The sequence below is a fragment of the Gluconobacter roseus genome, assembly GCF_046058915.1.
In the GTDB taxonomy this organism is placed as follows: Bacteria; Pseudomonadota; Alphaproteobacteria; order Acetobacterales; family Acetobacteraceae; genus Gluconobacter; species Gluconobacter roseus_A.
The window spans coordinates 1,875,964-1,895,437 of the sequence record NZ_CP175538.1 but is presented as its reverse complement, the minus strand read 5'-3'; the positions used below and the strand labels follow the sequence as shown (position 1 = coordinate 1,895,437).

Here is a 19,474-nt window from a genome sequence, read left to right as displayed (position 1 = left end):
AGCAATGGTTTTTTCTTTCCGCCGGACCACGGCCCTCTTGGCCACGACGACCCTGGTTTCACTTCTTCCTCTTTGTGGCCATGCCCGGGCCGCCGACCAGATGCAGATCATGGAACGGCAGATCCAGACCATGCAGGCACAGCTCTCCGCCATGAAGAAAGAGCATGTCGAGGAAGTCAAACGCGCCCGCGCCGTTCTGGCCCGCCAGCGGGAAGAAGCCGAGAACAACCCTTACGCCCAGCGCGGCCGCTATATCGGCCAGCCCCGTCAGACGGCCCAGCCCCTGATCAGCATCCGTCAGGCCAAGCCGGGCGCGGATGACGGCCGTCCGCCGTCAGACCGCGCGGACGTCTCCTCCTGGTCCGATTTCCAGCGCGCCACCGCGCAGGATGAGGAAGTCACGGTCGGCGGCATCAAGGTGGGCTTCCCGGGCGGTCGCCCGACGATCCAGTCTTCCGACGGCGCCTATGCCCTGTCGATCGGCCTGGCCTATCATGAAGACTTCGGCGGCTTCTTCAATTCCGGACCACGCCCTGGCGAAACACGCGGCGCCTTCAACGGCTTCACGTCCAACCAGCGCCGTCTGCGTATTCCGTTCATGTTCCGCTACAAGAACTGGGTCGCAGCCGTCACGCCCGATTTCGGCGCCAATCATAACGACGGTTATGTCGGCCTCTATGAAGGCAACCTGAACTATACCGGTCTGCACAACACGGTCCTGACCGTCGGTTACTTCCAGCCGCGCGTGACCGAGGAAGATTCCGAAAGCTCCAACGACTTCTTCACGCTCGAGCGTCCGAGCATCACCGACATGGTGCGTAACATCGCCGCAGGCGATGCCCGCTTCAGCGTCGGTGGCCTGCATTACGAGAAGCGCTGGTGGGTTGCCGGTTACTTCACGGGTCAGGAATGGGGCCATCGCAACGCCTCTGACATGAGCTCCACCTATTATGGTGGTGGCAGCGGCTCCACGGTGGACAGCCAGACCGGCGCCACCCTGCGTGTCGCCGGCCGTCCGGTCGTGACCAAGGATGTGGACCTGCATGTCGGCGCCTCGGCGATCTCCGCCTTCAAGGTGGCCTGTAACACGGGCACCGACCCCAACCACTGCACTCGTTCAACATCCTTCGGACAGCGTCCGGAGTTCGATATCGGCGAAGCCAACCTGGCCGCCACGGGTGGCATCAGCAACGCCGCACAGGTCTGGGCCGCCGGTCCGGAACTGGGACTTCGCTGGCGTCGCCTGATCGTCAAGGGCGAGTACTATCACGTTGGCGTCCAGCGCTCGGCTCCGGGCCTGAAATCCGCCAGCTTCCAGGGCTGGTACGGCTCCGCCGCCTACACCCTGTTCGGCAACCCGCGCATGTACAACATCAAGGAAGGCGCGTTCGGTGCTCCGGGTGTGAAGACTTCCGAAGAGTTCAACCCGGCCCTCAACCAGTGGGGTGCACTTGAAGTCGTCGGCCATTACAGCGTCATCGACCTCAACAGCAACCTCAACGATGCCAACGCCAAGAACGTCATCCGCGGCGGTCAGCAGACCGTCTGGACCGGCGGTCTGAACTGGTACCCGAACCGTCACTTCCGCCTGATGCTGGACTACAGCCACTTCATCGTGTCCCGCAGCAACCAGGCCACCAACACGGCCGGCCGTACCGGCAACTCGATCGCAGCCCGTATCCAGGCCGCTTTCTAAACAACACAACCACCCTCTCCTGAACTCCGGTTCAGGAGAGACCCCCTCATTTCCAACACCATTGCGTGCACGCCCGCATTCCCGATTGCGAGCCATACCCCGCAGACAGCATGCTTGCCGTTCCACAACGAGAGAACCGGCTGATGCTTCCAGACGCAAAACCGCTCCTTCCCGCAGCAGCACTCGCAGGGGCTTTCCTCTGCCCCGCTGCCTTCGCCCAGCCCGCTGCCAGCTCCCACATCGTCACCAGTCAAAAACTCGACTGGTCCACCGCCGCGGCCCTGGCCTCCGAAGCCGTCCGCATCTGCGCCGCACAGGGCTATTCCGTGACCGCCACCGTCGTGGACACGAGCGGCCATGAACAGGCCGTCATCAAGGGCGACACCGTCCCCCTGCAATCGCTCTCCGTCTCCTATCGCAAGGCCTATACGGCCTATTCCTACGGTCTGGCCTTCAACAAGAATACAACCAGCGAACTGATCGCCGCAGGCGTCACAGGCCCCGCAAACGGTGCCCTGAACACGATCCCCGAAGTCCTCTTCGTCCCCGGTGGCGTCACCCTGCGCCGCACAAGCGACCATGCCATTCTCGGTGGACTGGGCGTTTCGGGCGCACCGGGTGGAGACAAGGACGAAGCCTGCGCCTTGCATGCCGTCGAAAAACTCAGAAATACCTTCCAGTAACAAAGCCTTTCCGACCAAAAACCGGAAGTGACAGAGGCTCTTCTACCAGAAGTCTTTCTGTCGTTCCTTTCACCCGGCTCCAGTCTTTCCGGCGGAGTTTCCTTTTATGAATCATGCCGGTATTGTCCGGCCACACTGAAGGCTTCCTGAAAGACTGTCTCTTGCTGCGCTGGTTTCTGGTTTCCATCCTGTCCCTCACCGTTCTTCTTCTCGCTCTGCTCGGCGCAGGATGGATCTGGATCGACCACAAGGACCTCGCCGCCTTCGCCACCGCGAAGCTGGAAAAAAAGCTCGACCGCACCGTCCATATCGGCGCCCTGCACGTCCATCCCGGAACCTGGCTGACGATCGAGGCCGATGACGTCTCCATCGCCAACATCGCCAGCGGCACACGTCCGCAGATGATCACGCTCGGCCATCTCGGTGCGCAAGTTCGCCTGACTTCCCTGATCTGGGGACCGCCAGAAACCCGCAATGTCGTCATCTCGAAGTTCTCGGGCCTGTTCGAGCGTACGCCTGCGCATCTGCCCAACTGGCGTTTCGGCCCCCATCAGAACGAACCACGCCCGCCGCTCTCTCCGGAAGAACGCGCCAAAGCCAATGCTGCTCCAGATCTGCACGACGCTCCGGGCCTGCGCAACGCCACGATCCTCGATAGCGACGTCACCTACCGCTCGGCCAATGGTGCGTCCTACAAGGCCACGCTTGAAAAGGTCGAACTCGCCTCGACCAGCGACACCAGCCCGTTCACCATGACGCTCGCAGGCGCCTATAATGGCACGCCCGTAAATATTTCCGCCGAAATGGAGCCCATCCGCGAGCTTCGCAAAACGCCTCAACGTCCCTACGGCACCAGGGCCCATGTCACGTCCGGCGACATGACCTCGGACTTTACGGGCACTCTGACGGACCCGATGGATTTTGACGGCGTGGAAGGCCACACCACTGTCACCACGCCCACATCCGACACGCTGTTCAGCGTCGCTGGCATGAAGGGTGACCATGCGCCCGTCAAACTGACGCTGTCCGGCGATTTCAGCCATTCCGGCGATGACTGGCATTTCCGCAAGGCGAACGGCACCATCCAGACCAGCACGATGGAAGACGGCGACTTCACGCTTGTCGAAGGCAGCCACGGCAAACCCGATGACGTCACGGCAAAGATCGGTTTCGGCCGTCTCGACATCAACGGCCTGATGCCCATCCTCGCGCCCTCCGGCTCAAAAGGCAGCAAGAAAAGCCCGTCCACGACCCATGCCGACCTGCTGCTCCTGACCCCGCCCGATCCGGACCCGCTGGTCCATTTCGATCTTGCTGCCAGACAGTTGATCTACAACAAGCTCGATTTTGCGAACCTGAAAATCCAGGCCGCCCAGATCCCCAACCGTATCGACGTCCCCGTCCTGCGCCTCGGTTATGTCGGTGCCTCACTGAGCGCCAACGGTCATATCGAAGCCGATGGGAAATCCTCCCGCATCGCCGCCGAAGTCGCTCTCACCCACGGCGACATTGACCGCCTGCGCCGCGTCGCAGGTCTCGCACCCGTCCCGGTTCAGGGCACGTTGAGCCTGCGCATCACCGCCAGCGCAAACAACGTCCACACCCTTAACGAAGCCATGAGCCGCGCTGACCTGACCGCCGCCGTCAGCATGGAAAAGGGTGAAATCGCCCGTGAGATCGTCGAGGCCGCCTCGATGGATCTGCGCCTGCTCTTCCGCCATGCCAAGGGCGTAACCCCGATCACCTGCCTGCTCGGCGTCCTGCAGATGCATCAGGGTATCGGTGTGGTCGTGCCACTCCGTCTGCGGACCGGTGCCGGCACGATCGCGGCAAAAGCGAATTTCGACCTCAACCGCAGATGGCTCGATCTCGTCTTCGCCAGCCGCCCCTTCTCCACCAGCTTCTTCGCCCTGGACGTGCCTGTCCGCGTCAGTGGCCGCTTCGACGCCCCGATCCTTTCCCTGGCCAAATGGTCCAAGGAAGGCCGCACCATGCTTGCGGATTCAAACGAGGTCACGAACCTCCCGCCCGTCCTGCAGGGCTTTGCGGCATCGAATGCCTGTGCACGCCCCACGCGCTGAGGCCGATTTGCACCCCATCCTGCCCCCGGCTATGCACGTCGGACCGTAAAGAAGAGGGTCCCAATATGCGTATTGCAATGGTCGGCGGCGGATATGTCGGTCTCGTCTCGGGCGCGTGCTTCGCCGAGTTCGGCGCCGATGTCGCCATCGTGGAACGGGACCCAAAAAAGCTTGCCGCCCTCACTGCAGGCCGCATTCCCATCTACGAACCCGGACTGGACACTCTCGTCGCCAGCAATGTTGAAGCCGGACGCCTGACGTTCGGGGACGACCTCGGGGCGGCCATGAGCGACGCAGACGCGGTCTTCATCGCGGTCGGAACGCCCACGCGACGTGGGGATGGCCATGCCGACCTGACCTATGTCTATGCGGCGGCTGAAGAAATTGCCCGCGCCGCCAGAACGGATCTTCTGGTCGTCACGAAGTCCACGGTACCCGTGGGCACAGGCCGCGAAGTCGCCCGCATCCTGCGTCAGACCCGCCCGGACCTGACGTTCGATGTCGCCTCCAATCCCGAGTTCCTCCGCGAAGGCAATGCCATTGAGGACTTCATGCGTCCGGACCGCGTCATCGTCGGCATTGACCGTTCAGGACCGGACGTCGGCGCACGGGCACAGGGACTGATCGAACAGCTCTATCGCCCGCTGCTGGCCATTCAGGCCCCGATTGTCCTGACGGATCTGGAAACGGCCGAACTGACCAAATACGCCGCCAATGCCTTTCTTGCGATGAAGGTCACTTTCATCAACGAGATGGCCGATCTGTGCGAAAAAGTCGGCGGCAACATCCATGATGTCGCACGCGGCATGGGTCTCGACCAGCGGATCGGCAGCCGCTTTCTCAGCCCCGGTCCGGGCTATGGCGGATCCTGCTTCCCCAAGGACACCCGCGCCCTGACCGCCATCGCACAGGATGCCGGTGCGCCCACAAAGCTCGTGGAAGCTACGGTCGCCATTAACGAAGCCCGCAAAACGGGCATGGCCGAACGCATCATTGCTCAGGCGGGCGGCAGCCTTGAGGGCAAGACCGTCGGCATCCTCGGCCTGACGTTCAAGCCCGATACGGACGACATGCGCGAGGCCGCCTCCCTGCCCATTCTGGCCCGCCTGCATGAGGCCGGTGCCACCCTTCAGGTTTTCGATCCCGAAGGCATGGATGCCGCCCGTGCGCTTTTGCCGGAAAATGTGCGCTACTGCGATGATGCGCTGGCCGCTGCACAGGATGCGGACGTCGTGGTCATCCTGACAGAATGGAACATGTTCCGCGCGCTCGACCCTGCACGTCTGCGCAGCGCCATGCGTGGCAATGCCATTGCGGATCTGCGCAATATCTGGAGCCCCGACCTCATGCGTGAGGCCGGGTTCGATTACCGCTCGATCGGTCGCCCTTAAGAAGCCGCGTTACTGGGCCCGCGCTTCGGCCCGGGCTGCCGCGCGATCCACCGGCGCAAACGTGCCATTCCGCAGACGCCGCTCCAGTTCCTCAAGCGATTGTCCCTTGGTCTCGGGGACGTAACGCAGCACGAACCAGAATGCGAAGGCATTGACGGCCGCAAACAGCCAGAATGTCCAGCCCGCACCCAGCATCTGCACCAGTGACAGCGTGGTCAGGGAAATGATCAGATCCGCGCCCCAGTGGCTTCCGGCGACGAGGCTCATGCCCTTGCCACGGCAGGACAGCGGATAGACCTCCGCCCCCACCAGCCAGATGGCGACCGACAGACTGCCCGTATTGAAAATGGTGTAGGCCATCACAGCCGCGACCGTGACCCACGCTCCGACACCGCCGGTCAGGTGCATGGCAAACGCCGTTCCCAGTACGGCCAGCGCCACCACGGCCCCCGGCAGCAGACGCAGAAGCAATGTGCGCCGTCCCCAGGTATCAACAGCCCAGCCTCCGAATACCGTCGCAAAAACCATCCCGAACCCGACAGCCACGGAAGTCAGCAGGGCGGAATCCTGTCCAAAACCTGCATCGGCAAAGATCGTCGGCGCGTAATACATGACGGCATTGATGCCCGTGAACTGGCACAAAAGCGCAATCCCCACGGATGCCGTCAGCGCAGGACGCACCCAGGGTTTCGCCAGTTCGGACCAGGGCGCCTGCACGTCGTGGTTTTCGACAATTTCGGCCAGTTCACGGTCAGCGGCCTCATCGGATATGCGCACACGCCGCAGGACCACACGGGCTTCTTCCGTCTGCCCGTTCAGGGCCAGCCAGCGCGGGCTATTAGGCAGGAACGCCATGCCAAAGAAGAGAATGAGCGCAGGCAGCATCCCGATGCCAAACATCAGACGCCAGCTGAAATCCCGCAGGAGATAGCCGGTAATGAAAGAAACCGTAATGCCGGACACCACGGCCAGCTGAAACCCGACGACAAGGCGACCGCGACGCTCGGGAGGCGAGATTTCCGCGATATAGATCGGCACAATCTGCGAGGCCGCACCGATGGCCAGACCCAGGATCAACCGGGCAATGATCAGAACGGCCACACTTTGCGCGGACGCGACGACCACTGTTCCCACCAGGAACAGGGCTGCTGCGATCATCACCGTCCGCCGACGCCCGATCCGGTCGGAAATGCCACCAGCGCCGAGACAGCCCAGCAGCGCGCCCAGAATGATGGCTGATGTGACGACTTCCGCGCCAAGCGTATCCAGATGGAACTGGTTGCGAAGCTGAAGCAGGGCGGAAGAAATGATGCCGGTATCATACCCGAACAGCAGCCCTCCCGTGGCCGAGATGGTCGCAATGAAATTCGTCAGAGCATGTCCGCTCAGCTTTCTGGACCCGTTCCTGTTCTGCATCGTGAACCCTTCCGCCGCGAAACCGCAGGCCGTTGTTCTGAAGACAATTCGTCTGCTTTAACGCTCCACATTCTAAAAGTAACATCATAAAAGTGATGGTTTTCGTTTTTAGCGTGAAATTTTTCGTGTTCTTCCGAAACCTGTCATGGCAGGGCGCGCATGAAAAAACCCCCTCTCCTTGCGGAAAGGGGGTCAGACAGAAGTCTTGGACGTAAGAGTATTCTTACGGCTGGACAATCCGCAGGATAAACGCCGTCAGGGTATTGATGGCCTCCTGTTCCGGACGGTCCGCAGGTAGACGCAGTTCCGGGGAAAGGGGCGCTTCGTAAGGCGCGGAAATACCGGTGAATTCTGGGATCTTTCCAGCACGCGCCGCCGCATACAGCCCTTTGGGATCCCGCTTTTCACAGGTCTCCAGCGGCGTATCGACGAAGACTTCATGGAAGTTCTCGCCCACGATCTGCCGCGCCTGCGCCCGGTCCGCCTGAAGCGGCGAGACCAGCGCCACGATGACGACCTGTCCACTGTCAGCCAGGATCTTCGCGACATGCGCCGCACGGCGGATGTTCTCGTGACGGTCTTCCGGTGAGAACCCAAGGTCGCTGCACAGTCCGGCCCGCAGGGTGTCCCCGTCCAGAACCGTCGCATTGATCGCCTGCTCGGACAGCGCCAGTTCGGCCGCACGCGCCACCGTGCTCTTGCCCGAACCCGGCAGGCCCGTCAGCCAGAACACGCCGCTCTTGTGTCCCCGCGTCTGGACCTGGCGGGCGGCGGACACACGGCTGGCCGTCGGATGGATGGCATGTTCGCCGTCTGCCAGTTCAGCCGGACCGATCAACGGCGCGCCACCAACAATGCGCTGGTAACGATCCACCAGAACACCACGCCCGTCGCCAAATCCCGGCGAGAAAGGATCGAACAGCACGGCATGGGACGCCGCCAGCGTGATTTCCGCAAACCCGTCAGGCGGGACGCTGTCGCCTTCACGCAGGGTCAGGTCTTCCAGATCGACCACAGCGTCGATGGAGGCCACCGTCACATCATGCTCGGCCGTGGCCAGACGCAGCGTAAAGCTCTCGCCCACACGCAAAGGCTCGCCACGCAGCCAGAACAGACGCGTGCGGATCCGGGCCGAACGCTCCGGGGCCGCAGCCTGATCGTCAGCCGGGAACAGCAGATCCCCACGATCCGGCACCAGATCCGGCTCCAGACGCAGGGCGATGGACTCACCCGCACCTGCAACCGGCAGTTCCGGCGCATGCCAGCGGCAGACTTCCGCCACGGTCGCAACCTGTCCCTGCGCGCCGATGCTCAGACGATCACCCGCACGGACGGTCCCACGCTCGATCCGGCCCGCCACATAGCGGATGCCGTCGAAACGATAGACGTCCTGCACCGGCATCCGGAACGGCAGCGCCGCACGCGAAGCCGGCGGCGGCACATTGGCCAGCGCCTCGACCAGCGTCGGGCCCTTGTACCAGAGCGAACGCTCGGAGCGGCTGGCGATATTGTCGCCATCACGGGCAGAGGCAGGCACAACGGCCTCGACCTCGATTTCCAGACGGCCCAGAAGCTGACGCACATCGGACTCGACCTTGACGATCTGCGCCTCGTCAAAGCCCAGAATGTCGGACTTGTTGAGCAGCACGATCACATGGCGGATGCCGATCAGCCGCAGCAGCATGGCATGACGCCGCGTCTGCTCCTGCGCACCCTCCTTGGCATCCACGACCAGCACGGCGGCTTCCGCGTCGGCCGCACCCGTAATCATGTTGCGCAGGAACTGGCGATGGCCCGGCGCATCGACGATCACGAATTCCCGCGAGCCCAGACGGAACGGAATCCGCGTGGAATCGACCGTCACGCCCTGATCGCGCTCGATCTGAAGGGAGTCGAGCAGAAAGCTCCACTCCACTGCCAGACCACGCTTGCGGCTGCTCTCGACGATCTGCGCCAGCTTGCCGTCCTGCAGGCTGTCAGTGTCGTATAGAAGACGCCCGATCAGCGTGGACTTGCCATGATCGACATGCCCGACGATGACGATGGGCGTCGCTGCGGCGCGGTGGGTTTCCGAAAAGCTCTCGGTCACGATGTTGTCACCCATTTTCACAGATATCCCGCTACACGCAGACGCTCGAACACGTCCTCGGACTCATGATCCATCGCACGGCCTGCGCGCTCGGAAGTCCGGCTGGTTTCCAGTTCGGCAATCACTTCCGCCACGGTGGAGGCATTGCTCTCGATCGGATTGGTGATGTCCTGATCGCCCAGCGAGCGGTAACGCTTGCCGTCCTTGGCGAAATACAGGTCTACCAGCGGAATGCCCTCGCGCTCGATATAGCGCCAGATGTCGATCTCCCGCCATGCCAGCAGGGGATGGACGCGGATATGCATGCCGTCTTCATACGGCGTGGCATACTGGTCCCAGAACTCGGGCGGCTGGTTGCGCACGTCCCAGCGATGCCCGGCACCACGCGGGCTGAACACACGCTCTTTCGCACGGGTCGCCTGCTCGTCACGGCGGATGCCGGCAATAACGCCCCGGAACTTGTGCTTGTCGATCATCGCGGCCAGACCGGACGTCTTGCGGGCAGCAGAGCGCGCAGCCGGCGGCAGGGACGGGTCGATTTCCTCAACCGGCGGGCAGTAGCCCAGCAGCAGGTCCAAGTTCCACTTCTTCGTATATTCGTCGCGGAAGGCATACATTTCCGGGAATTTCTTCTCGGTATCGACATGCATAACCGGGAACGGGACATGCCCCATGAACGCCTTGCGCGCCAGCCAGACCATCACGTTGCTGTCCTTGCCCAGCGACCACAGCAGGGACAGGGGCTTCAGCTTGCGATAGGCCTCACGCAGGATGAAAATGCTCTGGGCCTCGAGCTGGTCCAGATCATCCATGATGCGCGGCTGTGCCAAACCGGTGGTGGACTGATCCCGGGACAGGATCCGTGTTTGCGTCATTATCCGCTCCGTAGTCATGCCGGCCTGTGAATGCCGCATTCCGTCTTGGCCAGACCGGCCCAGCGGCCCGCCCGTCCATCTTCACCATCCTTGACCGCCCTTGTGCATGGAGCACAACCGATCGAGGTGTAACCTTTTGCAACCAGAGGGTGCCGTGGCAGGTCCCGGCGCTGTATCTGCGCCTCGATTTTCTCGGGGCCCCAGCCCGCCAGCGGGTTGAGCTTCACGCTGCCATCGGGCTGCGGATCAACCAGCGGCAGCGCCGCCCGCGTCGCGGACTGGCTCCGCTTGCGCCCCGTGATCCAGATATCGAAATCCGGCAGGACAAGTTCCAGAGGCTCGACCTTGCGCAGCGCACAACAGGCGTCCGGATCGAAATCCGCAAGCTGATCCTGTGGATCACGGTCCTGCAGCGCCTTTGGCGTAGGCGCGAGACTCCTCACATCCGAAAGCCCAAGCCTGCGTGACAGTCTGTCACGATATTCCAGCGTTTCCGGGAAGTGCCGCTTCGTATCCAGAAAGAAAACCGGAACCGAAGGATCAATCTGCGCCACAAGATCCAGCAGAACCGCCGACTCCGCCCCGAAAGACGAAATGACGGCCACACGTCCCCGCAGCAGACCCAGAGTCTCCTTCAGGACCCGCTCTTCCGGGATCTGGCGAAGGTGATCCAATTCCGTCTGTAAGAGAGGCATGTACTGCACCTAACCGTGTCCAGATCAGTCATGCCACCTGCGTGGCACGCCCCGAGACATAGGCGCATCATCCGTAAAAATAAACTATTTTATTTGATATAACTTTTTTGTTTGGTGATTAAATCACTTTTCGCCAGCGTTTTTTAGCGCAGGAGCCATTTCACCTTCTGTATAATTGGCGTCCTGACACACAAAATGGCCTGAAACACCATTTCTACTTTTCAACGAAGTTATTGCCTCAACATAAAAAGCGTATCCACCATCATCTGGCACGGTTCATGCATCAGGGATGGTCATGGATATGTTGTCATCCCTTCGTGCCCAGTGCTTTGCGGGCCTCCTTGTCCGCCAGACCATGCAGCCGCAGGTGATGGCGGAACTGGTAGTAGGTCAGGCCAAGCAGTTCGGCGGCGCGCCTCTGGCTGAACTGCGCTTCACGCAGGGCAGCTTCCAGCAGGCTGCGTTCATGCGCGCTGATATCCGCACCAAAATCGCGCGGGAATGTCAGGGGACCAGCATCTGCCATGGGCAAAACCAGCTTTTCAGCCGGAGAAATCTTAGCCTGCCAGTCTGGTGTCACGAACGGGTCCAGCACGATTTCGTCCAGCGCCTTTTCGGGACTATCCATCCGATAAACGCTACGCTCGACCACATTGCGCAACTCGCGCACATTGCCCGGCCAGTCATAAGCCTGCAGACGCTCCAGCGCCCGGTCCGTGAACCCCGCAAAAACCTTTCGCCCCAGTTCCGCGCTCATGCGGGTGGCGAAATGCCCGGCCAGCAGCGGAATATCCTCGGGACGCGCGCGCAGCGGCGGAATATTCACGACATCGAAGGCCAGCCGATCCAGCAGATCCGCCCGGAAGCGCCCTTCCCGCGCCATGGCGGGCAGATCGGCATTGGTCGCTCCGATCAGCCGCACGTCCACGCGGATGGTCTCGCTGCCGCCCACCCGCTCGAAACTGCCATATTCGATCACTCGCAGCAGCTTTTCCTGCACGGCCTGCGATGCGGTTCCGATCTCGTCGAGAAACATCGTGCCCCCGTCCGCCCGCTCGAAACGGGACAGGCGACGCTTCTGCGCACCTGTGAACGCACCAGCCTCATGACCAAACAGTTCGCTGTCCAGCAGCGCCTCGGGCAGGGCCGCGCAGTTGAGCTTCACCAGCGGCCGGTCCCACCGATCCGACAGCAGCGCCAGACGCGCAGCCACTAGTTCCTTGCCCGTCCCGCGCTCGCCGATCACGAGAACCGGGCGCTTCAGGGGCGCCAGACGGGAGACCTGATCCAGCATCCCCAGAAATGCCGGAGCCCGCCCGATCGGGGTCGGCACCTCGTCCATATCGGTGCTTCTCGCCATTTTCTGGTCTCTCACGCCCCTGTTCCGGTCTTCAGTTCATAACACCCTCAAAACAGCATCGCTGACAAGGGCAGGCATTCTGTCCTAAGTCTCTCCAACAGGAAGGAAAGCATCATGGGTATTTTCTCTCGCCTCGCCGATATCGTGAACTCCAATCTCAATGCGATTCTCGCCACCGCCGAGGACCCGCAGAAAATGATCCGCCTGGTCATACAGGAAATGGAAGACACGCTGGTCGAGGTCCGCAGCCAGGCCGTCCGGACAATCGCCGAACGCAAGCAGCTTGAACGCCGCGTCCGCACCATGATGCATGAGGAAGACGAGTGGCACCGCAAGGCCGGCCTTGCCATTGAACGCGGTCGTGACGATCTGGCCAAGGCCGCCCTCGCCGCCCGTCACAGCGTCGAACAGTCCCGCGAGGCGCTGGAGCAGCAGATCGCCCAGATCTCCGACGGGCTGGACCAGCAGAACGACGACATTTCCAAGCTTCAGGCCAAGATCGCCGACGCCAAATCCCGCGAAAAGGCGCTCTCCATCCGCGCACGGACCGCACAGGGCCGTCTGAAAACCCGCGAGAAGCTGTACGACACCCGCATCGACGACACGCTGAACCGCTTCGACCAGGTGAAACGCGCTCTTGATGAACTCGAAGGCAAGGCAGAGGCGTATGATCTGGGACGCCGCACCGACCGGCCGTCACTTCAGGAGGAACTTGCAGCCCTCGAAACCGATGCGGTCGTGGAAAGCGAGTTCGAGACTCTCAAGCGCCGTGTTGCCGAAAAGAAAATGCAGGCTGATCATTCATCCGCCACTGGAAGTCCGGAATGAATAACGACACACTCGCCATTCTGCTGATCTTTGGTCTGCCCGTGGTCGCCATCATTGCCAACGCGGTAAAATCCATCGCAGGGCAGAAGTCGACCAGCCAGCCCGACCCCATGCTTCAGGCCGCCCTGACACAGGCCGAAGCCCATGCTACGCGTCTGGAAGAAAGGATCGACCAGCTCGAACGCATCCTCGACGAGGATATCCCGGGCTGGAGAGCAAGGAACGCACGATGACACGCCGCCCCGTCCCCTTTTATGGTCGCCGCCCGGCGCTACTGGCGCTGCTGGCGGGCACGGTCCTGCTGGCGCCCGCAGCCCATGCGGCACGGATGACCCTCTCCGGAGAAGACCTGGACCTGTCCATTCCCTGCACGGGACAGGTCCAGGTCGTGGTCGATCCCGGCATGAAGGACGGGGCGACCCTTGATTCGAGCAGCATGGCACAGGTCGCGATGCATACGGGCAAGGAAGAAGCGGAAAGCCGCATTTCCATCGCCACGAAAGCCTGTGCACCCAGCGGGAAGCTGACGATCAGCATTTCTCCGAGCACCGGCCTGACCATCCATGACAGCCACGACACGCATTTCGTCATCACCGGAAAGCTTGCCTCGCTGGATGCCAGCCTTGATTCCACGACCATGGACATCGAGGACACGCAGTCGCTCGATCTGAACATGCAGGGCGCCTCCAACGTCCATATCAAGGCGCTGGAACGTGCGGCGCAGATTGTGGCGTCAGGAGCCTCGACGCTGACAGCCGACACCGCGCAACTCGCCGCCCTTTCTGCGCAGCTGACGCAGAATGCGACCATGACCCTTTCCGGCAGCAGTATTGATGCCCTGACGCTGGTGACGGCCGATCAGGCCAGTGCCACCATTCTGGGACATGCGACTGTTGCGACCGTTGCGGCCAACGGGACAGGCGAGGTCAATATCGAAGCCGTCTCCGGGCCGATGGTGCGCTCGGGCAAAGGCACCGTACGTGTCGGCGCGCAGAACGGTGTAATCTATCGTCCGACGACGCCTCCACCAGCTGCGGTGACTGCCCCTCCGACACCGGCACCCCTGCCCTCTGCTCCCGTCGAGACACCCGCCACCAGCGCCGCCTCGACCGTCCCTGCGTCAGTCGTGCCGACACCCGCTCCTGTTCCCGCACCCGCTGCTCCCACCGCGCCACAAACACCGGTCCTGCCAACGGCTCCGACGAACACGCAGCCGGAGAACCAGCAGGGAAGCAGTCAGCCGACCGGAACCCCCGCAGCGGCCCCGCTGCCAGGCGTGTCGTCTGCCACGGCGGAAAAGGCACCTTCGGCTGAAGCAGCGCCTCCCGCAGTCCCCCCGGCGCCCTCACAGCAGGCCGGGAACACCGCCCCTGCCACGACGCCCGATACGGCTTCTGCGCCGGCGCCACAGAACAATGCTGCCACCACTCCTCAGGAGGGCAGCGCGTCGGGTACCGCCGCATCCACCCCGAATGCCTCCACAGCGCCTGCATCTTCAGGGACTCCGACGCCTGCCCCGGCAACACCACCTGCCACGGGCAAGAACTCGCAGGGAGAATAGGAATGCGCGCCCGTCTGTCGGCACCTCTTGCCCTGATTGCGCTGATGGGAGGCCCTGTCATGGCGGCTCCGGTAGCCGCGCCGCCGCCGCCCGTTCCTCCTGCGCCGCCATCCCTCGAATCATCGGCCGCCAGCGCCGAAACGCTCGTCATCCCTAAGACCTGTCTTGCCCATCTCGCCATCATCGGCGGACCGGCTGACATTCACCACATCCGCAGCAGACTGCACGAAAGAAGCAGACGCGGTTGTCATGGTTCCGGCCCGGAGCGGCATTGAGATCCAGATGCCCCATGACCGGGCGACCGCATATCGCATCACGGGCGTCAACGGAGACCTAACAGCCACCACGGGGCGCGGCAATCTGGACGTCGATCAGGTCAGCGGCCTGATGCTCACCATGGGCGGCGGTGGTGACGTGTCGGTCGGACATGCGGGCGGTCGGATTTCGGTCAAGGATTTTTCCAGCGGTGACCTGCATATTGGCGACATTGCAGCCTCTGGTGCCGACCTCACGACCATGTCGTCCGGCGACATCCAGATTGATCAGGGCAATGCCGATGTCCTGACAGTCCGCAATTATGGTTCGGCAGACACCACACTGAACGGCACCGTCCGGGATGCGGACCTGACCCTGATGGGCAGCGGTGACATCGTCCTCGACAGGGTCACGGACACCCTGAAGAAGCGCGCGCTCGGTTCCGGCTCCATCACGATTGACGAAACGTCGGGCGCCCGGATCACGACGCTGACCACACCCGATACATCCGCCGTCCTGTCCGACACGCTGAAAGATGTCCTGAACCAGTCCCACGTGGAGTTTCATTTCGGTGACGCGGAGACCGCTTCTTCTCACACCAGCCATCCTTCCGGTGGCCATGGCGTGATTGGGCTTCTGCTGAAGATTTTCCTGATCGTCTGGCTCGTGCGTCTCTTCCGACGCTACCGGAAAACCGGCATCGTGCCGTTCAGGAAAACCGTGGACAGGGCCGCAGCGGGCTACGCCGCTGGCGTACGGAGCTGGTCACAGCGCGATCCGGCATGGCGTGAGACTCCGGCAGCGGGTGTGGCGGCTGTTGTGAAAAATGCCGTGCAGGGCTTCCGGGGTTATCAGTCCGAACCTGCTGAAGACTTTTCGTGCTCCGTCCCGCCCGGACACCCACTGGCCCGGCTTCAGGACCGCCTGATGCGGATGGAGCGCCGGATTGGCCTGATGGAGCAGTTCGTGACCTCGCCCGATTTCAGCCTGGAGCGGCAGTTCCGTGAGCTGGAACGGACCGATGGACGCCGGGCGTGAGCCACGGTTCTCATCGGTATGGTGGACGGAAACTTTGACGTCCGGATGCTGGCAGGGTAGGGGCTGAAGGGTGAATGCCGTTCTTGATCCCATAGCGGCCCTTGGCCGTGCCGCTCTCGGCCTTATCAAGCAGGCAGGTGCTCTCGCCCTGTTCGCGCTGGAGGCTCTGTCACATCTGGTGCGACCGCCCTTTTACTGGCGCATCTTCTTTTCCAGCCTGATCGAGACGGGGTTCTTCTCCCTGCCCGTCGTGGCCCTGACTGCCCTGTTCTCCGGCGCCGTCATTGCACTGCAATCCTATGTGGGCTTCGGGCAGTACCACGTTCAGAGCGCCATTGCCGGGATCGTCGTCCTGGCCGTGACCCGCGAACTCGGCCCCGTTCTGGCCGGACTGATGGTCGCTGGCCGTGTGGGTGCGGCCATGTCCGCGCAGATCGGCACCATGCGCGTGACCGACCAGATCGACGCACTCACCACGCTCTCCACCAACCCGATGAAATATCTCGTGACGCCGCGCCTGCTGGCCGGGACGCTCGCGCTGCCCTGCCTTGTGCTGGTAGCCGACATTCTGGGCGTGATGGGCGGCTTCACGGTTTCGGTCGCCAAGCTCGGCTTCTCACCTTCGACTTACATCACAGCCACGCTGGACTCGCTCAAGACGATGGATGTCGTCGTGGGACTGGTGAAGGCGGCGGTGTTCGGTTTCCTGATCGCGCTGCTGGGCTGCTACAACGGCTATAACAGCCGGGGCGGGGCGGAAGGCGTGGGCTCTGCCACAACGGCCGCTGTCGTTGGCGCATCCATCCTGCTGCTGCTGTTCGATTACCTCCTGACGGACCTGTTCTTCTCACAATGAGCACTCCCCCCGTAAGCACGCCCAAGATCCGCATCCGTGGCCTGCACAAGGCTTTCGGCTCCAAGATCGTGCTCGATGGCGTGGATCTCGATGTCGAGACCGGGACGTCCATGGTCATCATCGGTGGTTCCGGCTCCGGCAAGTCCGTCCTGCTGCGCTGCATCCTCGGCCTGATCGAACCCGACGCCGGGACGATCGAGATCGACGGTGAAAACCTTCTGACGGCATCACGCTCCCGCCAGGACGTCCTGCGCCGGCAGATCGGCATGCTGTTCCAGAACGCCGCCCTGTTCGACAGCATGAGCGTCGGCGAGAACGTGGCCTTCGGCATCCGCGCCAAACATTCCGACCGCAACGGTCCGCCCCCCTCGCGCGCGCAGGCCCTCCAGATGGCTGGCGATCTGCTCAAACAGGTCGGGCTTGACCCATCCGTTGACGATCTCAGCCCGTCCGAACTCTCGGGCGGCATGCAGAAGCGCGTCGGTCTGGCGCGCGCGATTGCGGGTAATCCCAACATCATGTTCTTCGACGAACCCACGACTGGGCTGGACCCGATCATGGGGGCTGTGATCGACGGGCTGATCGTGGACTGCGTGCAGAAGCTCGGCTCCACCGCCATTGCCATCACCCATGACATGGCCTCGGCCCAGCGGATCGGAAACCGTGCGGCCATGCTCTATCACGGGCGGCTGATCTGGCAGGGCGAGGCCTCTGAACTCATGCATTCCGGCAATGCCATGGTCGATCAGTTCACCCACGGCCGGCGCGAAGGCCCCATCACCATGGAGCTGCGCAAATGAGCATTCTCCCCCGCTTTCCCAAAACCGATCCCGTGATCTGGAAGCGCATCGGACTCAGCTATCTGATCGCCTTGCCGCTTCTGTACATCATGTTCCGCCACCAGCCGGCGCACCCGAACATGCTGATCCAGCTTCTCGGATTCCTGCTGATCATCATGGTGTCCCGTCTTCTGGCACGCCTGATCCTGCGGACGGATAAATAGAACCGGGCGCTGCCCGGACCCGGCAGGGATCTTGATCCCTGCACCCTGATTTTAAAGGTTTCCAAAGGTCGAGACCTTTGGTGGGGTCCGGGGCAAAGCCCCGTCTGGATCAGCACCGAGGCACTCCCTATATCAGGTGTACTCCGTTCCTGCCTGCAAAGTGAGATCCGCCTTGGCCAAAAAGCCGACCACGCGATATGTCTGCCAGAACTGTGGCGCCACCTATCCGAAATGGAATGGTAAGTGCGAAGCCTGCGGCGAGTGGAACACGCTGGTCGAAGAAAAGATCGAGCCCACAGCCCGCAAGACCGGCAAGCTGAGCGCAGGACGCCTTCAGACGGTCCGGCTGGATGGTGAAACCCGCCCGCCCCCGCGCATCACAACCAGCATTGCCGAACTGGACCGCGTTCTGGGTGGAGGCCTCGTCCCGGCCTCCGTCGTGCTGGTCGGTGGTGATCCCGGTATCGGCAAATCCACACTCATGCTCCAGACCACCTGCGCACTGGCGCGGTCCGGGCATCGTGTCCTGTATGTCTCGGGCGAAGAATCAGTGGACCAGATCCGCATCCGCGCCCAGCGGCTGGGTCTGGATCGCGACACCAAAATGCTGGACTCGCTGGATCTCGCATCCTCCATCAATGTGGGCGAGATCGTCGGATCGCTGGAGCAGGACCGGGCCCATACGGTCGTGGTCATCGATTCCATCCAGACGATGTGGCTGGAAAGCGTGGAAAGCTCGCCGGGTTCGGTCTCACAGGTCCGGGCGAGTGCCTTCGAACTGATCCGGCTGGCAAAAACACTCGGCTTCGCACTGATCCTGATCGGGCATGTCACGAAGGAAGGGTCTCTCGCCGGACCGCGCGTTCTGGAACACATGGTCGATGCCGTCATGTATTTCGAAGGCGACCGCGGGCACCAGTTCCGCATCCTGCGTGCGGCGAAGAACCGCTTCGGCGCGACGGACGAAATCGGCGTCTTCGCCATGACCGATATTGGCCTGACCGAAGTCCCCAACCCGTCTGCGCTGTTTCTTGCAGAACGACGCGGCAATATCGCGGGGTCAGCCGTCTTTGCCGGGTTGGAGGGCACGCGCCCCGTCCTGCTGGAAATCCAGGCCCTGCTGTCTCCCAAAGCCGGAGATGGCGCGCCGCGTCGGGCAGTCGTGGGCTGGGACACGTCACGACTGAACATGCTGCTGGCCGTTCTGGACTCCCGCTGTGGACTCAAGCTCGCCAATATGGACGTCTATCTGAACATTGCCGGCGGTCTGCGCGTAAATGAACCGGCCGCCGATCTGGCTGTAGCCAGCCGCACTCGTCTCTGCTGCGACGGGCACTCCGACGTCCCCCAATGCTGCCTATTTTGGCGAAGTCGGGCTGTCGGGTGAAATCCGGCAGGTCAATCAGTCCGATCTGCGCCTGAAGGAAGTGGCCAAGCTGGGCTTCGGCGAGGCGATCCTGCCCCGTCGTGTTTCGGCAGCCTCGGCCCGGGTCAAACCGCCGGCAGGACTGAAGCTGCGCGAAATCGGTCATCTGACGGATCTCGTCGGACTGTTTACCGAACAGGAAACTTCCGAATAACTCGCGCTTATTCAGTTTGCAGTTGCGATGCCATTCTGACCTGAACCAGAGGACAATTCTCGTCTTG

17 protein-coding genes and 1 pseudogene are annotated in these 19,474 nt (G+C 62.4%); 13 read left to right on the top strand and 5 right to left on the bottom strand.

What is annotated here, in order from left to right; translation table 11 throughout:
- The first annotated feature begins 4 nt into the window (after positions 1-4).
- From ACJ2A4_RS08825 to ACJ2A4_RS08810, 4 genes are all read left to right on the top strand, one after another.
- Positions 5-1,696: an OprO/OprP family phosphate-selective porin gene (locus ACJ2A4_RS08825; RefSeq protein ID WP_408872545.1), complete on the top strand. Its 1,692-nt coding sequence runs from the start codon at positions 5-7 to the stop codon at positions 1,694-1,696.
- 143 nt (positions 1,697-1,839) lie between these two features.
- Positions 1,840-2,379, top strand: coding sequence for a GlcG/HbpS family heme-binding protein (locus ACJ2A4_RS08820; protein WP_408872544.1), 540 nt, complete (start codon positions 1,840-1,842; stop codon positions 2,377-2,379).
- 113 nt (positions 2,380-2,492) lie between these two features.
- On the top strand, positions 2,493-4,460 hold the full coding sequence (locus ACJ2A4_RS08815) for an AsmA-like C-terminal region-containing protein (protein WP_408872543.1): 1,968 nt from the start codon (positions 2,493-2,495) through the stop codon (positions 4,458-4,460).
- A gap of 65 nt (positions 4,461-4,525) precedes the next feature.
- On the top strand, positions 4,526-5,851 hold the full coding sequence (locus ACJ2A4_RS08810; protein ID WP_408872542.1) for a UDP-glucose dehydrogenase family protein: 1,326 nt from the start codon (positions 4,526-4,528) through the stop codon (positions 5,849-5,851).
- Positions 5,852-5,860: 9 nt separating this feature from the next.
- Here the strand turns inward: ACJ2A4_RS08810 and ACJ2A4_RS08805 are convergent, their stop codons facing one another.
- The 5 genes from ACJ2A4_RS08805 to pspF all read right to left on the bottom strand — a co-directional run bounded on the left by ACJ2A4_RS08805 (position 5,861) and on the right by pspF (position 12,286).
- Positions 5,861-7,267: a sugar porter family MFS transporter gene (locus ACJ2A4_RS08805; protein WP_408872541.1), complete on the bottom strand. Its 1,407-nt coding sequence runs from the start codon at positions 7,265-7,267 to the stop codon at positions 5,861-5,863.
- 223 nt (positions 7,268-7,490) lie between these two features.
- Positions 7,491-9,371 (bottom strand): adenylyl-sulfate kinase, encoded by a 1,881-nt coding sequence (gene cysC / locus ACJ2A4_RS08800; protein WP_408872540.1) that lies wholly within the window; start codon positions 9,369-9,371, stop codon positions 7,491-7,493.
- Between the two features lie 2 nt (positions 9,372-9,373).
- A complete protein-coding gene (gene cysD / locus ACJ2A4_RS08795) occupies positions 9,374-10,168 on the bottom strand; it encodes a sulfate adenylyltransferase subunit CysD (RefSeq protein ID WP_408874141.1) in 795 nt (264 codons plus the stop codon).
- A gap of 77 nt (positions 10,169-10,245) precedes the next feature.
- Positions 10,246-10,926 (bottom strand): phosphoadenylyl-sulfate reductase, encoded by a 681-nt coding sequence (locus ACJ2A4_RS08790; RefSeq protein ID WP_408872539.1) that lies wholly within the window; start codon positions 10,924-10,926, stop codon positions 10,246-10,248.
- 307 nt (positions 10,927-11,233) lie between these two features.
- On the bottom strand, positions 11,234-12,286 hold the full coding sequence (gene pspF / locus ACJ2A4_RS08785) for a phage shock protein operon transcriptional activator (protein ID WP_408874140.1): 1,053 nt from the start codon (positions 12,284-12,286) through the stop codon (positions 11,234-11,236).
- Positions 12,287-12,400: 114 nt separating this feature from the next.
- On the opposite strand from pspF, the gene pspA reads away from it, so the two are divergent.
- The 9 genes and pseudogenes from pspA to radA all read left to right on the top strand — a co-directional run bounded on the left by pspA (position 12,401) and on the right by radA (position 19,407).
- Entirely contained in the window at positions 12,401-13,114 is a 714-nt protein-coding gene (pspA, locus tag ACJ2A4_RS08780) for a phage shock protein PspA (protein ID WP_408872538.1), read from the top strand.
- Positions 13,111-13,347, top strand: coding sequence for an envelope stress response membrane protein PspB (gene pspB / locus ACJ2A4_RS08775; RefSeq protein ID WP_408872537.1), 237 nt, complete (start codon positions 13,111-13,113; stop codon positions 13,345-13,347). The genes pspA and pspB overlap by 4 nt, the downstream gene beginning before the upstream one ends.
- The gene (locus ACJ2A4_RS08770) at positions 13,344-14,675 is read left to right on the top strand and encodes a hypothetical protein (protein WP_408872536.1); all 1,332 of its coding nucleotides are present in this window, start codon (positions 13,344-13,346) and stop codon (positions 14,673-14,675) included. The genes pspB and ACJ2A4_RS08770 overlap by 4 nt, the downstream gene beginning before the upstream one ends.
- A gap of 2 nt (positions 14,676-14,677) precedes the next feature.
- A complete protein-coding gene (locus tag ACJ2A4_RS08765) occupies positions 14,678-14,950 on the top strand; it encodes a hypothetical protein (protein WP_408872535.1) in 273 nt (90 codons plus the stop codon).
- Positions 14,925-15,968, top strand: a complete 1,044-nt coding sequence (locus ACJ2A4_RS08760) for a GIN domain-containing protein (protein WP_408872534.1) — start codon at positions 14,925-14,927, stop codon at positions 15,966-15,968. Before ACJ2A4_RS08765 ends, ACJ2A4_RS08760 begins: the two co-directional genes overlap by 26 nt.
- A gap of 70 nt (positions 15,969-16,038) precedes the next feature.
- Positions 16,039-16,824, top strand: a complete 786-nt coding sequence (locus ACJ2A4_RS08755) for an ABC transporter permease (protein ID WP_011252502.1) — start codon at positions 16,039-16,041, stop codon at positions 16,822-16,824.
- Complete coding sequence (locus ACJ2A4_RS08750) at positions 16,821-17,624, top strand: ABC transporter ATP-binding protein (protein ID WP_408872533.1); 804 nt, start codon at positions 16,821-16,823, stop codon at positions 17,622-17,624. The genes ACJ2A4_RS08755 and ACJ2A4_RS08750 overlap by 4 nt, the downstream gene beginning before the upstream one ends.
- Entirely contained in the window at positions 17,621-17,827 is a 207-nt protein-coding gene (locus ACJ2A4_RS08745) for a hypothetical protein (RefSeq protein ID WP_062510935.1), read from the top strand. The genes ACJ2A4_RS08750 and ACJ2A4_RS08745 overlap by 4 nt, the downstream gene beginning before the upstream one ends.
- Before the next feature lie 172 nt (positions 17,828-17,999).
- Positions 18,000-19,407, top strand: a pseudogene (gene radA, locus ACJ2A4_RS08740) (DNA repair protein RadA).
- Positions 19,408-19,474 lie beyond the last annotated feature (67 nt).

Excerpts from the sequence above, each read along its gene's own strand:
- ACJ2A4_RS08790 (WP_408872539.1), bottom strand. The coding sequence starts at position 10,926 with ATGCCTCTCTTACAGACGGAATTGGATCACCTTCGCCAGATCCCGGAA.
- ACJ2A4_RS08825 (WP_408872545.1), top strand. The coding sequence starts at position 5 with ATGGTTTTTTCTTTCCGCCGGACCACGGCCCTCTTGGCCACGACGACC.
- ACJ2A4_RS08770 (WP_408872536.1), top strand. The coding sequence starts at position 13,344 with ATGACACGCCGCCCCGTCCCCTTTTATGGTCGCCGCCCGGCGCTACTG.
- pspB (WP_408872537.1), top strand. The coding sequence starts at position 13,111 with ATGAATAACGACACACTCGCCATTCTGCTGATCTTTGGTCTGCCCGTG.
- ACJ2A4_RS08765 (WP_408872535.1), top strand. The coding sequence starts at position 14,678 with ATGCGCGCCCGTCTGTCGGCACCTCTTGCCCTGATTGCGCTGATGGGA.
- ACJ2A4_RS08810 (WP_408872542.1), top strand. The coding sequence starts at position 4,526 with ATGCGTATTGCAATGGTCGGCGGCGGATATGTCGGTCTCGTCTCGGGC.
- pspA (WP_408872538.1), top strand. The coding sequence starts at position 12,401 with ATGGGTATTTTCTCTCGCCTCGCCGATATCGTGAACTCCAATCTCAAT.
- cysD (WP_408874141.1), bottom strand. The coding sequence starts at position 10,168 with ATGGATGATCTGGACCAGCTCGAGGCCCAGAGCATTTTCATCCTGCGT.
- ACJ2A4_RS08805 (WP_408872541.1), bottom strand. The coding sequence starts at position 7,267 with ATGCAGAACAGGAACGGGTCCAGAAAGCTGAGCGGACATGCTCTGACG.
- ACJ2A4_RS08750 (WP_408872533.1), top strand. The coding sequence starts at position 16,821 with ATGAGCACTCCCCCCGTAAGCACGCCCAAGATCCGCATCCGTGGCCTG.
- ACJ2A4_RS08760 (WP_408872534.1), top strand. The coding sequence starts at position 14,925 with ATGGTTCCGGCCCGGAGCGGCATTGAGATCCAGATGCCCCATGACCGG.
- ACJ2A4_RS08820 (WP_408872544.1), top strand. The coding sequence starts at position 1,840 with ATGCTTCCAGACGCAAAACCGCTCCTTCCCGCAGCAGCACTCGCAGGG.
- ACJ2A4_RS08745 (WP_062510935.1), top strand. The coding sequence starts at position 17,621 with ATGAGCATTCTCCCCCGCTTTCCCAAAACCGATCCCGTGATCTGGAAG.
- pspF (WP_408874140.1), bottom strand. The coding sequence starts at position 12,286 with ATGGCGAGAAGCACCGATATGGACGAGGTGCCGACCCCGATCGGGCGG.
- cysC (WP_408872540.1), bottom strand. The coding sequence starts at position 9,371 with ATGGGTGACAACATCGTGACCGAGAGCTTTTCGGAAACCCACCGCGCC.
- ACJ2A4_RS08815 (WP_408872543.1), top strand. The coding sequence starts at position 2,493 with ATGCCGGTATTGTCCGGCCACACTGAAGGCTTCCTGAAAGACTGTCTC.